A 13,833-nucleotide genomic window follows, 5' to 3' on the forward strand; every position below is an offset into this window, starting at 1 on the left:
TAAACGCATAGGTTTGTATGTGAACAACCCCTGCGCCATATGTATGGAAGCAGGGGTCGTGAAAAAAATAACATTCCTTAAGCCTTTATTGCTCTTCGATGGCCATCATTTTCTCTACGCGCCTGGCATGACGGCCGCCTTCGTATTCGGTGCCGAGCCATGCTTTTACAATTTCAGCGGCGAGGCCAGGACCGACGATGCGCTCACCCATTGCCAGAATGTTGCTGTCGTTATGGGCCCGCGTGGCTTTTGCGCTGAATACGTCATGAACGAGGGCACAGCGGATTCCTTTGATTTTGTTTGCCGATATCGACATGCCGATGCCGGTACCGCATATTAAGATGCCTTTATCCGCTTCCCCAGATGCCACTTTATTTGCGACCGGGATCGCGTAGTCAGGATAATCAACGGAATCGTCGCAGTGGCAGCCGACATCATCGATTTCCAGATCCATTTCGTTCAACACCTGAAGGATCTCTTCTTTGAGCCGCAGCCCGGCGTGATCCGATCCTATAGCCAATTTCATCAAGGGTACCCCTTTCCTTTATTTAAGTAGTTTTGTTATATGTTCTCACGTTTTTGCTAGGTTGTAAATTTTTCAATCGTTACTTTTAATCGTTCGGCCTGTTTGGAAAGGTCGTGGGCTGTTTCGGCGCAAGCCTGGATCACGTCGGATTGGGTTTTCGCGGCTGATGTTACCTCCATCGCGCCTGCTGACGTTTCCTGGGCGATGGCTGCGACTTCCTGCGAGTCATTGGACGTTTTCTCAAAAGCTTCCATTTGCCGGTCAATTAACATGCTGATGTCGTTGACCGCGTTCGCTACGGTTTGCACGGATGTTTCCATGGCGGATAGAGCGGAGCTTGTTTCCGTTCCTTTTACAGACTCACGGCTTGCAGCTTCGGCCTGGTTTTCAATTTTTTGCACCGCATTTTGCACTTCGGATTGAATGGTCTGGATGAGTTTGCGGACTTCCTCGACCGCTTTCGAACTTTCATCGGCGAGTTTTCTTACCTCTTGAGCAACGACTTCAAAGCCTCTTCCCTGCTCTCCGGCGCGCGCCGCTTCAATCGAGGCATTCAGTGCAAGCAAGTTCGTCTGCTCGGCAATATCTCCGACCATGCTAATAATCTCGCCGATTTTCTTCGCTTGCATATCGAGTGATTCAATGGCGGACAGGGATTCCTGGTTGTCCCTCTCCATTTGTTTCATCCCGTCAACAAGTGACTGTATGACATTCTTGCTTTCGTCGAGGGTGCTGACCATTTCACCGGCAGAGCTTTTGGAATCGTTCGCTTTTGTCTGAACCTCCGTTGCTATTCGAGTGACATCTTCCATCGACTCGGCCGTATTTTGAATGGCGATCGCGGATTGTTCGGCTCCTGAGGCGATTTCATCCACGGTTGCGGAAATGCTCGCCGCATGATCTGCTGCTTCATCTGAAGAGGTGGTGATCGCCGCTACTTTACTGCTCGTTTCCTGAAAATTGTTTTCGATATCCTTTACCATGGCACGAAGGTTCTCCAGCATACCGTTGTAAGCAAGGCCAAGCCCTCTTAACTCATCATCGGACGCGGTCATTTTCACATCTTCATGAATATCCCCGCCAGCCGCTTGACGGGCCGCCGCCTCTAACCGTCTCAGCGGCTTCGTAATAAGTGGGGCCGACACAAAGGCTAAAATACCACTCCAAATCCAGCCGAGAAGCAACGTCGCAATGATAAAGACATCGCTTGAGATTCCCCAAGATTCTGGAATCATATCTGCCAATACGAAAATGAAAAAGGCACTCGTTCCGTAAGTAATGATCGTAACCGCACTGATTCCAAGCACAAGTTTTTTCCGAATGCTGAATCGATATGTCTGCTTTTCTTTTTCCCGCATTGCCGGCCTCCTGCTATCTGCCTATAAGTAGTGAATCTTTTCGAGTACCGCGTCGATTAACTGTTCCAGCTCATGAGCGGTGGCTCGATACGTATCAACAGTCCCGCCAAACGGGTCCATGACGTCGCCGTCCGGACTGTCTAAGGCAAATTCTTTAATGGTAAACATTTTATCGGCTGCTTCCGGGAATTGTTGAGCCGTCATTTCAAGATGATTTTTTGTCATCGTTAAGACGACGTCTGCCCAATGGACTAACTCTTTTGTCAGGGTGGAAGACGTATGGTTCAATTCTAGCTCTCTCTCACGAAGGACCTCGATTGTCCCTTGAGATGCCGGCATCCCGTCCGTTGTAAACAGCCCAGCCGACTTTGCTTTAATATCCGTTTTCCCTTTTGCTTTCGCCAGCAGCAAAGCCTCCGCCAGCGGGCTTCTGCACGTGTTGCCCGTACAGACAAATAGTATATGAGCCACAGAAATTCACCTTCCTTTTTACATCTTTTGAATCCTTTTACATCTGCTTAGGCTCAAAAAATTAATTTGAGACCGAAGCCGCATAATATGACGCCTCCGATTATTTCTCCGTAGCGGCCGAAGGTGTATTGCAAGTGCCCTCCGAGGGTAAGGCCTCCCCAAGTGAAGAAGGCGCTAAATAAACCGAAAACGAGAAGTACTGATAAAAGCGGGGCGTTCAAGATACCAAGTGAAATGCCGATCGAAAAACTGTCTAAGCTGACTAATAAAGCAAAGGCAAACAGGCCGAAACCATGCGGCACAATAACAGACTGAACATTCTCGTCACTACTCCAGCCCGCCTTAATCATCTGCAGGCCGATAATAGCAAGGAGCGCTCCCGCCGCAATTAATGCAATCTGTTCAAACGTAGACGCGATCCAGCGCCCGCTCGTTAAACCGATATAAGGCATGACCATATGAAACAATCCTACAACCACGGCAACCCGCAGCTTGTTCACATGCTGGTTGTTTTGCATCGCAACCGCCAGTGACATCGAAAAAGCATCCATACTTAAGGCAAACCCCATCGTAAACAAAATGATCCAACCACTCATTCCCCTAACCCTCCCGGACATGCTGTGCTCTTACAACGTATGCATGTCCGGAGGAGTTTATTCAGGTTCTGGCAGCTGCTTTTTCCAGTCTGTTCATAATCGCGAGACCAAGACCTTCGCGCGAAAACGTTTCACAGAAAATAATATCTACGCCGCTTTCATCGGCACGCCGCAACGTATCATAGAGACTGGCACTGACTTCTTCCAGACGGCTTCCGGAACCGAGTGATAAAAAAACGTCAGCACACCGGCTAAATTCGTCGCGGCGCTCTTCGGAAGCAAGAACGGCAATGGTGCTGCCTTGCCGTTTCGCTTCGTTCATCTGCCTCTCGTTCTCCGTGGAATTATCAGTTAGTAAGTACACAGGCGCATCAGGAGCGTAATGGCGGTATTTCATGCCTGGTGCTTTCGGTGTTACTTTGGCATCTGCGGGTGCGCCACCGGGTAGGCGAACCTTTTCTTTTCCTAGTATGTCCTCGATTTCTTCTTTCGTAATACCGCCGGGCCGTAAAATCCAAGCCTCATCCCCCGTACAGTCGACAACCGTAGACTCAAGCCCGTACCCCGAAGCACCTCCGTCCACGATGCCGGCAATTCTGCCATCTAAATCACGTCGGACGTGTTCCGCCTTTGTCGGACTCGGCCGCCCTGATCGATTGGCGCTCGGGGCGGCAACCGGGACACCGGCCGCTGTGATGAGGGCGCGAGCGACGGGGTGGTCGGGCATCCTCACAGCAACGCTATCGAGTCCCGCCGTCACGAGATTCGAAACGGATGGTTTTTTCGGTACGATGAGCGTAAGAGCACCCGGCCAGAATGCATCCGCCAGCTGTCTCGCCATTTCAGGAATGTCCGCGGCTAAATCATGCCACTGCGCCCTTTCCCCAATATGAACAATGAGAGGATTATCCGCCGGCCTTCCTTTCGCTTGAAAAATTTTTTTTACCGCTTCTTCGTTGGTGGCGTCTCCTCCAAGCCCGTAAACTGTTTCAGTTGGAAACGCAATAACCTCTCCTTTTTTTATCCACAGTCCTGCTTGCTGTATGTCCGGGTGTGAGGTCAGTTGGTTATCTTCTTTATCCACACACCATACTTCCGTCTGTTGATAACTCATGTTTGTCTCCTTCCGCTTCCGCGCCTTTCACCCTACCATTATAAGGATGTATGTTAACTTTGCGCAAATGAAAAAAGATACCCACATGTTGTTTTTGATCTGTGGATATCTTACAAAAACCCCATGATTATAGGGTTTGTATGTATAAAAGTATCTATCAACCAAACCAATCCTTCCACTTTTCCACAATGAAGAAAGAGTGCTTAGGAGTATCATCCACAGATGCGGCATTCTTTTCCACATTTTCAGCCTTATCCACTTGGTTATCCACAGCCTGCGCCTCGTTGTCCGCAGGAATGAAACAAAGCGGCGGGAAAAGAACACACCACCAATTCGCTCCCTCTCCTTCTCCAATCGTAATAACGAGTGCTTCATAGGATCCAGCCGGATAAATAAGCGGCCCATAAATTCGCGTCGGAAACTCAACGTCTGTTGCAAGTTTTAGGGAAAAATCATGCCCGCTGTCCAAACGATCGAGCGTCTCCTGGACAATCGTCTCAAGCGTCGGCCCCGCTTCCGAAATAGCTGTCCGTGCTTCTTTTTTATTATCGAGTTCTGCGACGAGACCACGGATTTCCTCGTTCACCGCATCGCGAACTTCCCGCTTCAACAGCTGTTCACCCGGTGAATCATCGTGAGCCAGGATTCGCAGCCTGATTGCTTCATCCGGGATAACGTTATTTTGGGAAATGGATGCGGACGCCTCTTGCTGCTGTTCCATTTGAATAAATACCAAAACCATTAAAAATATAATATAAAAAAGTGCTTTCTTATTACGCATGCCAACGACACCGCCCTTTCTTTTCACCACTCAGTGTGGGCAGTGCCGATGATTCATAAACGGGGGAATCGTTCGACAATTTAAACAGCTTCATTATTTTCCAGTTGCAAGATGATCTTCGCAAAAACCTTAAAATCACCGATATGCTTTTCTAAAATACCGAGGTTCCGCTCCTAATAGTCATGAACAGCAATATTTCGGAATCCGACCATATTTATCAAAGACGTTGCCAGATTCTCTTTAATAATTTCTGCTTCTTGCAAGAATCTGAATGCGTCGCGACTAGCCTTAGGCACACCTAACACAACACTAAGCTTCATTAACAAAACGCTTGTTAAACAAAAATCAAACTTTTTGATTATATATGTAAGTCAAATACAGTTTGTCATTCTTTCATAATGGTATGGCATGTAGATGGAACCCTTTGATCCGCTTCTTAATTCTGAACCTCAAACAGCTCTCCCTTATGCCGTTACAGCGCCCTTTTCTGGAATAACCTTATCACTTAACAGCAATATAAATATCTATACTCCCATTTGGATAATACTTTTCAAAATCATATGTATAAGCGCGTTCCAATTGTCCTTCTTTTTCCTTATTCCAAATTTTATTCCAGGTATTCAAAATTCCTTGCTCTGAATCAGTGTCGACTTTAAATACCTCATATTCTATATCCTCTGGGATTGTTATTGACGATTCACTTTTCCCTTCGATAGCAACACTCAATGTATAATCACCTTTATAATCAGACTCATATTCATGATACAAACCGTATGTATTGCCTTCATGTTGCGATAAGTCAACCGATGCACCTTTCCACATATCCGTAATCTTTTGCATTACCTGTTCATCATTGAAATTATTTGTTCTGATAGTGTTTATAAGCGTTAAATCCATAATTTCCACCCTTTCAATTTATTTTTAATTTAATAAGCATTTTTCAACAATCTGGCCCGATTCAGGCACAATCCTTATTCCAGAATGTGGCCCGTTAATGGAGTAGTTTAAAGCCGCTTGTCACAATGAGATAGCTTGATAATGTACAGCTCAATCACCATATCAAAATCAGCTCTCTTGCCTGCTAGGGTTCTGATGCTGTTATTTCAGTGTTTTGTTGATTTGATATCATCATACGAGCGCTATGACGCCGTTATTATGACGGGTTGCAAAGTTTATGACATCACATAAACTCTATACTGCTTCTATTTTTTCGATTCTCCGATTTCGGGACGTCATTTGTGTGTGTGACGCTGTTATTTTGGCGTTGCGATGATTTCACGACATCATATGGATGCTGTGATGTCTCTATTTTGATGCATCGCTGTTTTCATAGCTTCATACATGCCCTATGGTGTTCCTATTTCGTCCATTCCTTATTTTCATGGCTCCATACGAACGCTATGATGCGCTTATTTCGCCTGTTCTCCGTTTTCATGACTTCATTGGCGACATATGGCGTTGCTATTTCTGCGGTTGTTTCTTTTCATGACACCACACAACCCCTATGACGTTGTTCTTGCAAACCTTCCAACATACCATATTACCCTTCTACCTTAAGGCGGAAGGCAGGCTACCGCCCATGGGGACGCTCGCAAAATACCATTCGGTCTTTCCCGTTTATGTCGTATCGTACATCTACAACTGCGTCCGGAAGAGCCTGTTTCATGATGCGGGCGACTTCATGACCTTGGCCTACCCCCACTTCAAAGGCAGCGAGCCCCGGCTTCGTTAAGAGACCCGGCAGGGATACGGCGATTTTCCGGTAACAAAACAGTCCATCTTCATCACGGCCGACGAGAGCTATTTCCGGCTCATGGTCTCTGACTAACGGGTCGAGTTCCTGCCAGTCAGCCACCGGGATGTAGGGTGGATTGGACGCGATGACGTTCCAGCTTTTTTGCGTCTCAATAAGCGGTGCCGTTAAGTCTCCTCGTTTAAACGTGACCTTCGCCTGGAGAGCCTCTGCATTTTTCCTCGCGACGGCAAGCGCTGCTTCGTTAATATCAACCGCCGTTACGTCACGACCGGGCATCTCAAGCGCGAGGGTGATCGCAATCGCGCCGCTCCCCGTTCCAATATCCGCCACAGCTGTGGCCTCTGGATGCTTTTTCATCCAGGACAGCACTCCAAGAACGAGTTCCTCTGTTTCCGGGCGGGGAATCAACACCTGGTCATTCACCGTGAATCGTCTTCCAAAAAATTCTTCATACCCGGTCAGGTGCTGAATCGGAATCCCTTCGCTGTGAGCAAGCACCCCGGTCTGGAACTTCTGCCAGGCTTCCACAGACAGCGGCTCTCGCCTGGCCAGGTGAAAATCCGTCCAGCTTAAGCCGAGCTGTTCTTTCATCAACACGTCAGCGGCACGCCGTTCCCGTCCCTTTTTTTCCAAAAAAGAAGAAGCCCACTGTAAGGCTTCATACACATACATTTGTTTTGTCACTACTGCTCGCCCGCTTTCTCCATCATTTCCGCTTGTTCCTCGACGATAAGCGAATCAATGATTTCGTCCAGTTCCCCTTGCAAAATGTGATCGAGCTTCTGGATCGTCAGGCCGATGCGATGGTCGGTCACGCGGCTTTGCGGGAAGTTATACGTGCGGATCCGTTCGGAACGGTCCCCCGTACCGACAGCTGATTTGCGGCTTTCGGCGTATTCTGCCTGCGCTTCTTGCTGGTACTTATCATAGATACGTGCTCGCAATACTTTCATCGCTTTGTCTTTGTTTTTGATTTGGGATTTTTCATCCTGGCAGGACACGACAGTTCCGGTCGGTTCATGGGTCAGCCGGACTGCTGACATCGTCGTATTTACGCTTTGCCCGCCTGGCCCGCTTGAAGCAAAGGTGTCCACGCGGATATCTTTTTCGTGAATGTCAATTTCGACTTCTTCCGCTTCCGGTAGTACCGCAACCGTTGCGGTTGACGTATGGATACGGCCGCCTGACTCTGTGCTTGGTACGCGCTGCACCCGGTGAGCGCCGTTTTCATACTTCATTTTCGAGTAGGCACCGCTTCCGTTAATCATGAAGACAATTTCCTTGTACCCGCCAAGCTCCGTCGGATGCGCTTCAATGACTTCCGGTTTCCAGCCATTTTTCTCGGCGAAACGGGAATACATTTTATAAAGGTCACCGGCAAAAAGAGCGGCTTCATCCCCGCCGGCGGCCCCGCGAATTTCGACGATAACGTTTTTGTCGTCATTGGGATCTTTCGGCAGAAGCAGAACTCGTAACTGTTCTTCCAGCTCTTCCTTTTTTTCCGTTAGTTCTTCAATCTCCATTTTGACCATTTCTTCCATCTCGCTGTCCAGCTGATCCTGAAGCATCGATTTGGCATCGTCAAGCTGGGACGTTGTCTCTTTATACGCACGATATGCCTGGACAGTTTCAGATATATCGGACTGTTCTTTCGAATATTCACGAAGCTTTTTCGCGTCGCTAATCACTTCCGGGTCGCTTAACAGCTCATTCAATTCTTCGTAGCGATCCTCGACAGCTTGTAGACGATCTAACACAAGCGTTCACCTCTTTATTTTTGCATAACACTACAATTATAGTATATTCAGGGAAAGCCGTCAAAATTGCTTGACAGATGGTGGGGTATGTTTTTTTATTTTTCGGAGGGGGAATGATATAGGGGAATCTCATAGGTTGTCTGGATGGCAGGGCAGGAATGTTACATAACATGAGACTGAAAGGGGTTTGGTGTTTATGGATTTCGTTATTATTGGTGGAGATGCGGCGGGGATGAGTGCGGCGATGCAGATTGTCCGCAGTGACATTGAGGCGACTGTCACGACGCTTGAGATGGGGAATTTCTATTCGTATGCGCAGTGCGGCCTGCCCTATATTATTGGCGGGGCCGTAAAAAATACCGAGAGCCTGATCGCGCGGGAAGTGAGCACGTTTCGTGAAAAATACGGCATCGACGCCCGTGTTTTTCATCAAGTGACGGCGGTTGATACCGGTGAGAAGAAAGTGATTGGGACGAATCTCGAGCGGGATGAACCATTTGAAATTCATTACGATAAACTCTTGATCGCAACCGGCGGCTCCCCTGTTATTCCAAACTGGCCCGGCCGTAACCGTGAAGGGGTCCATGCGTTAAAGACCATCCCTGATATTGAGAAAATTACTGCTGACTTGAAGCGCGTGAACGATGTCACGATCATCGGCGGCGGTTATATTGGCCTGGAGCTTGCAGAAAATCTTGTCGAATCCGGACGCCATGTTCGGATGATCGAACGTAATAATCGCATTGCCAAGATGTTTGATGAAGATATGACCGACCTGATCCATGAAGAAGCACAGAAAAACGGCGTTGAACTTTGTTTAGAAGAGTCCGTGCAGTCGCTCAATGGCGGGACCCGTGTCGAAACTGTCGTCACGGACAATCATTTTTACGATACAGATATGGTCCTCGTCGCGACCGGCATCAAGCCGAACACCGATTTCCTTGAAAACACCGGGATTATCCGGCAAAACAACGGTGCGATTCAAGTGAACCGCTACATGGAGACAAACGTGCAGGATGTGTATGCAGCCGGCGACTGTGCTACCCAGTACCACCGCATCAAAGAGAAGGATGACTATATTCCGCTCGGCACCCATGCGAACAAACAAGGGCGGGCCGCAGGGCTCAACATGGCGGGCAAGCCGAAAGCGTTTCAAGGTATGGTCGGCACTTCGATTTTACGCTTTTTCGATCTAACGCTTGCGAAAACAGGCTTGTCCGAACAAGAAGCGTCTGCCATGCGATTCCCTTATAAAACAGTTACCCACAACGGTTCGAATATTGCGGGTTATTTTGAAAACAAGAAAAACCTGCGAATGAAAATTGTGTACCGCACGGATACCAACGTGGTGATTGGCGGCCAGGTCATCGGCGAAGAAGGTGCTGATAAGCGAATTGACGTTCTTGCAACCGCGCTTTTTCACCGCATGACAATCGATGACTTCGAAGACTTGGACCTCTCGTACGCACCGCCGTTCAACAGCGTGTGGGATCCACTGCAACAAACAATCCGTCGTGCTAAATAAACGGGAATCACGCCTGTGCGTGCCTAGAAGGTGATGGGGCCGTACAGGCTTTTTGTTAATTCTCCCACTCCCACTCCTCCGCGACAACCTTCTCCCTTGCGGCTAATCCATCCGCCATTTCGACTGGATAGCTTTTCTCCCACTTTACGAGAGTGGAGCTGTTTTCCATTAAGATAATGGTGACTGTTTTGTTGTCCGAATCCTGGAAGGTCACCGCATAATCTCCGTATGCCAGCTCACTTCCCGTTTCTTCTTTTATCTCTTCAAACCCCGCATCTTTGTATTGTTCCTTGGTTTCTTCAATGAGCTTCTCACGTTGATCCCCGTCATTTTCGTACTCTTGGAAAATCCAGACCGGCTCGGTTGTCGGCGAATGGTCTTCGGTGAAGGCAGCGTGCACGTATAACAATCGATCACCGGTCTCGGCTACGTCTACTTGAAAAGGAGCAGGAATATAAGTAGTAAATGAAAACCCTGGCTCATCGAGAAGCTGAAACGTGTCCGTCTCCTCCATCCCCTCGATCTGATAGGAAATTTCTTTTTCCGAAGCACGATCTGTTGTTGAATCGCTATGTTCTGTTGGCGACCCTTCTTCTGCGTCTTCCGGTGGAGGTGACTCCATCTCCTTCTCCTCAGGCAAAAGCACCGATTGACTTAACAGTAAAAACACCCCGAGCGAAAGGGCAGACAACGTTCCACCAATGGCAATCAGCCAGCCGATTCGTTTTTTTCGATCATTTCTCGATTTGTGCAAGTGCTCCCCTATTTCCTCTGCCGAAATCACAACCGGCAGTTTCTCCAAGTTGTTACGCAGATGGGCGAGCTCATCATCGAGTCCTTCCTTGTTGGCGGCTTGCTGTAGCTTGTTTCTTGCTTCCGCCACCGCCTCCTCGGCTGTTTTTTCATCAGTGCCAAGAATTTCTTTCATTTCTACGTACGATTGATGATGGAAAGCATAAAGCAGAAAAGGAACGTGATACTTTTCAGGCAGCTTGTCCACAAACGCCTGCATGCTCTCTGCTTGCTCATCCATATTTTTCTTTAAAAAAGCAGTTGCGGCTTCTTTGTCCGTGCCATTTTTTTTGCAGGCTTGTATGTCATTCCAGGCAAGCCGGTACAGCCAAGCCGCAACAGATTTTCCAGAAAAAGCAGCAATGGAACGGTGGGCCTGTACAAATACCGATGCTGTTGCTTTTTCAGCATCCTCAGGAGATACACCTGCTTGCAGTATAAAGAGCTGGACCGTTCGGTGGTATTTTTCGATCAGCTCTTGAAAAGCCGTGTCATCCCCAAACTGCGTCCGCTCGATTAAATCAAAATCCGCCATTTCCTATCCCCCCTATTGCCTCTCTATCATACCTTAATTTTTATAATCATGCTTTGCGCCTCGCTGAACATTTCGAGAAGAAGCTGTACCTCCGACTTCACTGGGGGCTTATGACACTGTGAAAGTAGAGTGTCTTGAATATAACGACTTCATTGCCAGCCAATGGCGTCGTGTATTCGTCGGGGTATAGGTTTCATGGCGCCATTGAAACGCTATGACGTTGCGAAATGGAAATAAACAGATTTTCACAGCGCCATCGCAGTGCTAGGATGCTGCGAAACCAGAGAGCTGCGAGGATAACGACTCCATTGCGGCTCTACGGTGTCGCGAAAAGGGAGGCTAGCAAAAATAACATCTTCATAGAGGTCGTATGAGACTGTATAAATCTTGGTTGAGCAACATAACGACGTCATAGGGGTGGTATGAAGTTATGAAAAATACTTTTGGATAAAATAGCAACGTCGCACAGTTGTATGAAGCTATGAAAAGGTTCTATTGCGGAAATAACGACACCATAGCAGGTGATTGAAGTCGTGAAAACGGCATGTTATGAAAATAAGGACGCCAAAGGAAGCGGATGAAGTCATGAAAATCATGGACTACCATAATAGCAACGCCATTGGAGGTGGATGCTGCTGCGAAACCCGCAAGCCGCGAAAATAACAGCGTCATAGACAGCGGATGACGTCTCCAAAATCACAACATCCAAAAACGATGACGTCATACGCGCCTTATAAAGGTGTGAAACCCGCCGCAGCGAAAAATAAAGGCTCGAACAGCGCCGAATTAGAATGAGGCATGATATTTGCTCTCGATGGCGTCGTTATTTTTGTCACCCATTCTTTTTACTACTTCATCGTCTTGATAAGGCCATGGTAGATGACACAGCGTTTTTTTTGTGTGACTTGTCAGCCGAGAAAGACGGCCCCGTATCCAATGGCGAGAACGATAACGAGGGCTGGATGAATTTTCCATCTCTCCAGCATGAGAAAACTAACGACGATTAAGAGAACCGTTTGCAGGGTGCCGGCTCCGTCCAGTGAATTTCCGAGAAACTGAAACGTGATGATACCTAGCAAAATAGCAATCACCGGTCTGACATACATCGTGAGCCGCTTAATTTTCGGAGAGTCGCGATATTTGAGAAGAAGACTGACTAAGACAATCATCAAGATCAGGGAAGGTGCCACCGTAGCAAAAACGGCAACCACCGCCCCAAACACCCCGCCGACTTCATAGCCGATGTAGCCGGCCATTTTTGTGGCAATCGGGCCGGGAAGTGCATTTGCGATGGCCACCACTTCACTAAACTCACCCATTGTCATCCAGCCGTATCTATTCACTACTTCATATTGAACGAGCGGAATCGCAGCCGGACCGCCGCCGTACCCCAAGATGCCAGGAAGCAAGAACGCAACAAATATATACAGATATGTCATCACTTACCTTCCTTTCCGGTATCTGATTCGTTTTCCTTCTCTGTCGTCTTATCTTTCTGTAACAGGGCTGCTGCCAGTAACAACACGATGATAATTGCCGGATGGACGTTTAGATAGCCAATAATGACCCCCCCGGCCACAAGGGCTGGCAACACAATTTTCCAGCCAAAATCGCTTTTCGATTTTTTGATAAAGCTCCACGTCAGGACTGCCATCATCACGGTTACGACCGGCAGCACCCCATTCGTAATTCCATTGACCCACGGTGTATCACGGAAAGCCGATAATACCGCAAACAAGCTGATCATTAACAGAATAGTCGGCATCATGACGGCGAATACTCCATTAATGGCCCCGAGAATCCCGCCTTTCGCGTACCCGATATAGCCTGCCAACTTTGTCACAATCGGTCCCGGCAGTGTGTTGCCGAGCGCCAGAATATCCCCGAACTCTTCAGCCGACACCCATTTATAATGTTCGACCGCTTCTCTATGTACGAGCGGAATCGAGGCAGGACCGCCCCCATAGCCGAGCATACCGACCCGGAAAAAAGCAAGAAATATCTTCAGCTGCAAGGTCACTCAGCTCCTTTTCAGGTGTTTGTTTTATCATTTTGTATATAATATAGCACATATGGTTTCATTATGATATTATTAAAGAAAAATAACTTTCTTTTAGTTGAAAAAGTTGCTACTGAGGGCGAAAGGATGTAAAACGATGAAAGTAGATGATACAGACCGGCAGATTTTGAATTTGTTAACGGAAAATGGACGTATGTCTTACGTGGACATTGGAAAAGAGCTGGGGATATCCCGTGTCGCGGTGCGTGATCGGGTGCAGCAGATGATGAATGAAGGGGTCATTGAGCGCTTCAGCGTTGTCATTAACTCGGAGCTTGTCGGCAAAGGGGTCTCCGCTTTTTTTGAAGTCGACTGTGAGCCTAATCACCTTGTCGACGTAGCGGAAAAACTAAGCAACAATCCAAATGTTGCCAGTTGTTATCAAATGACAGGGCCGAGTACCTTACATATGCACGTGCTCGTGGAGGATTTTAAGAGTTTGGAGCATTTTATTAATGAAGAACTGTACGCCTTCGAGGGGATTTCCCGAGTCGAAAGCCATATTTTACTAAGACGGTTCAAAAGCCGCTCCGGTTTAAAATTGTAAACGCCGCAACTCTTTC

15 protein-coding genes and 1 pseudogene are annotated in these 13,833 nt (G+C 47.8%); 2 read left to right on the forward strand and 14 right to left on the reverse strand.

The genetic code is table 11. The features are described from left to right. Positions 1 to 85: 85 nt before the first annotated feature. The 11 genes and pseudogenes from rpiB to prfA all read right to left on the reverse strand — a co-directional run bounded on the left by rpiB (position 86) and on the right by prfA (position 8,359). A complete protein-coding gene (rpiB, locus tag LOR49_RS09020; protein ID WP_240376169.1) occupies positions 86 to 526 on the reverse strand; it encodes a ribose 5-phosphate isomerase B in 441 nt (146 codons plus the stop codon). Positions 527 to 582: 56 nt separating this feature from the next. Continuing rightward, complete coding sequence (locus LOR49_RS09025; protein WP_420830425.1) at positions 583 to 1,530, reverse strand: methyl-accepting chemotaxis protein; 948 nt, start codon at positions 1,528 to 1,530, stop codon at positions 583 to 585. Continuing rightward, a pseudogene (locus tag LOR49_RS17705) lies at positions 1,522 to 1,884 on the reverse strand (HAMP domain-containing protein); the annotation flags it as partial. The pseudogene LOR49_RS17705 and the gene LOR49_RS09025, both read right to left, overlap by 9 nt. A 21-nt stretch (positions 1,885 to 1,905) precedes the next feature. Continuing rightward, a complete protein-coding gene (locus tag LOR49_RS09030; protein ID WP_240376173.1) occupies positions 1,906 to 2,355 on the reverse strand; it encodes a low molecular weight protein arginine phosphatase in 450 nt (149 codons plus the stop codon). A 53-nt stretch (positions 2,356 to 2,408) separates the two neighbouring features. Further along, positions 2,409 to 2,951: a manganese efflux pump MntP gene (locus LOR49_RS09035; protein WP_240376174.1), complete on the reverse strand. Its 543-nt coding sequence runs from the start codon at positions 2,949 to 2,951 to the stop codon at positions 2,409 to 2,411. Between the two features lie 61 nt (positions 2,952 to 3,012). Beyond that, entirely contained in the window at positions 3,013 to 4,065 is a 1,053-nt protein-coding gene (locus LOR49_RS09040) for an L-threonylcarbamoyladenylate synthase (RefSeq protein WP_240376175.1), read from the reverse strand. 157 nt (positions 4,066 to 4,222) lie between these two features. Continuing rightward, positions 4,223 to 4,846 (reverse strand): stage II sporulation protein R, encoded by a 624-nt coding sequence (gene spoIIR / locus LOR49_RS09045; RefSeq protein ID WP_240376176.1) that lies wholly within the window; start codon positions 4,844 to 4,846, stop codon positions 4,223 to 4,225. 173 nt (positions 4,847 to 5,019) lie between these two features. Continuing rightward, on the reverse strand, positions 5,020 to 5,166 hold the full coding sequence (locus LOR49_RS17480) for a HepT-like ribonuclease domain-containing protein (RefSeq protein WP_275899593.1): 147 nt from the start codon (positions 5,164 to 5,166) through the stop codon (positions 5,020 to 5,022). 181 nt (positions 5,167 to 5,347) lie between these two features. Continuing rightward, positions 5,348 to 5,743: a GyrI-like domain-containing protein gene (locus tag LOR49_RS09050; RefSeq protein WP_240376181.1), complete on the reverse strand. Its 396-nt coding sequence runs from the start codon at positions 5,741 to 5,743 to the stop codon at positions 5,348 to 5,350. A 673-nt stretch (positions 5,744 to 6,416) separates the two neighbouring features. Continuing rightward, positions 6,417 to 7,274 carry a peptide chain release factor N(5)-glutamine methyltransferase gene (prmC, locus tag LOR49_RS09055; RefSeq protein ID WP_240376364.1) on the reverse strand — a complete coding sequence of 286 codons (858 nt, stop codon included), beginning with the start codon at positions 7,272 to 7,274 and terminating at the stop codon, positions 6,417 to 6,419. Between the two features lie 11 nt (positions 7,275 to 7,285). Next, the gene (gene prfA, locus LOR49_RS09060) at positions 7,286 to 8,359 is read right to left on the reverse strand and encodes a peptide chain release factor 1 (protein ID WP_240376183.1); all 1,074 of its coding nucleotides are present in this window, start codon (positions 8,357 to 8,359) and stop codon (positions 7,286 to 7,288) included. Positions 8,360 to 8,555: 196 nt separating this feature from the next. Between prfA and LOR49_RS09065 the strand changes: the two genes are divergently transcribed. Continuing rightward, positions 8,556 to 9,884 carry a CoA-disulfide reductase gene (locus tag LOR49_RS09065; RefSeq protein ID WP_240376185.1) on the forward strand — a complete coding sequence of 443 codons (1,329 nt, stop codon included), beginning with the start codon at positions 8,556 to 8,558 and terminating at the stop codon, positions 9,882 to 9,884. Positions 9,885 to 9,939: 55 nt separating this feature from the next. Here the strand turns inward: LOR49_RS09065 and LOR49_RS09070 are convergent, their stop codons facing one another. From LOR49_RS09070 to LOR49_RS09080, 3 genes are all read right to left on the reverse strand, one after another. Continuing rightward, complete coding sequence (locus LOR49_RS09070) at positions 9,940 to 11,211, reverse strand: RNA polymerase sigma factor (protein ID WP_240376186.1); 1,272 nt, start codon at positions 11,209 to 11,211, stop codon at positions 9,940 to 9,942. 908 nt (positions 11,212 to 12,119) lie between these two features. After that, positions 12,120 to 12,650, reverse strand: a complete 531-nt coding sequence (locus tag LOR49_RS09075; RefSeq protein ID WP_240376187.1) for a chromate transporter — start codon at positions 12,648 to 12,650, stop codon at positions 12,120 to 12,122. After that, on the reverse strand, positions 12,650 to 13,225 hold the full coding sequence (locus LOR49_RS09080; RefSeq protein ID WP_275899594.1) for a chromate transporter: 576 nt from the start codon (positions 13,223 to 13,225) through the stop codon (positions 12,650 to 12,652). The genes LOR49_RS09075 and LOR49_RS09080 overlap by 1 nt, the downstream gene beginning before the upstream one ends. 142 nt (positions 13,226 to 13,367) lie before the next feature. Here LOR49_RS09080 and LOR49_RS09085 point away from each other — a divergent pair, with 142 nt between their 5' ends. Then, positions 13,368 to 13,817, forward strand: coding sequence for an Lrp/AsnC family transcriptional regulator (locus LOR49_RS09085; protein ID WP_240376188.1), 450 nt, complete (start codon positions 13,368 to 13,370; stop codon positions 13,815 to 13,817). Positions 13,818 to 13,833: the final 16 nt, after the last annotated feature.

The organism is Bacillus piscicola, from assembly GCF_022458745.1.
Lineage (GTDB): Bacteria > Bacillota > Bacilli > Bacillales > Marinococcaceae > Alteribacillus_A > Alteribacillus_A piscicola.

Excerpts from the sequence above, each read along its gene's own strand:
- rpiB (WP_240376169.1), bottom strand. The coding sequence starts at position 526 with ATGAAATTGGCTATAGGATCGGATCACGCCGGGCTGCGGCTCAAAGAA.
- LOR49_RS09025 (WP_420830425.1), bottom strand. The coding sequence starts at position 1,530 with ATGCTGGAGAACCTTCGTGCCATGGTAAAGGATATCGAAAACAATTTT.
- LOR49_RS09035 (WP_240376174.1), bottom strand. The coding sequence starts at position 2,951 with ATGAGTGGTTGGATCATTTTGTTTACGATGGGGTTTGCCTTAAGTATG.
- LOR49_RS09040 (WP_240376175.1), bottom strand. The coding sequence starts at position 4,065 with ATGAGTTATCAACAGACGGAAGTATGGTGTGTGGATAAAGAAGATAAC.
- spoIIR (WP_240376176.1), bottom strand. The coding sequence starts at position 4,846 with ATGCGTAATAAGAAAGCACTTTTTTATATTATATTTTTAATGGTTTTG.
- LOR49_RS17480 (WP_275899593.1), bottom strand. The coding sequence starts at position 5,166 with ATGAAGCTTAGTGTTGTGTTAGGTGTGCCTAAGGCTAGTCGCGACGCA.
- LOR49_RS09050 (WP_240376181.1), bottom strand. The coding sequence starts at position 5,743 with ATGGATTTAACGCTTATAAACACTATCAGAACAAATAATTTCAATGAT.
- prmC (WP_240376364.1), bottom strand. The coding sequence starts at position 7,274 with ATGTATGTGTATGAAGCCTTACAGTGGGCTTCTTCTTTTTTGGAAAAA.
- LOR49_RS09065 (WP_240376185.1), top strand. The coding sequence starts at position 8,556 with ATGGATTTCGTTATTATTGGTGGAGATGCGGCGGGGATGAGTGCGGCG.
- LOR49_RS09070 (WP_240376186.1), bottom strand. The coding sequence starts at position 11,211 with ATGGCGGATTTTGATTTAATCGAGCGGACGCAGTTTGGGGATGACACG.
- LOR49_RS09075 (WP_240376187.1), bottom strand. The coding sequence starts at position 12,650 with ATGACATATCTGTATATATTTGTTGCGTTCTTGCTTCCTGGCATCTTG.
- LOR49_RS09085 (WP_240376188.1), top strand. The coding sequence starts at position 13,368 with ATGAAAGTAGATGATACAGACCGGCAGATTTTGAATTTGTTAACGGAA.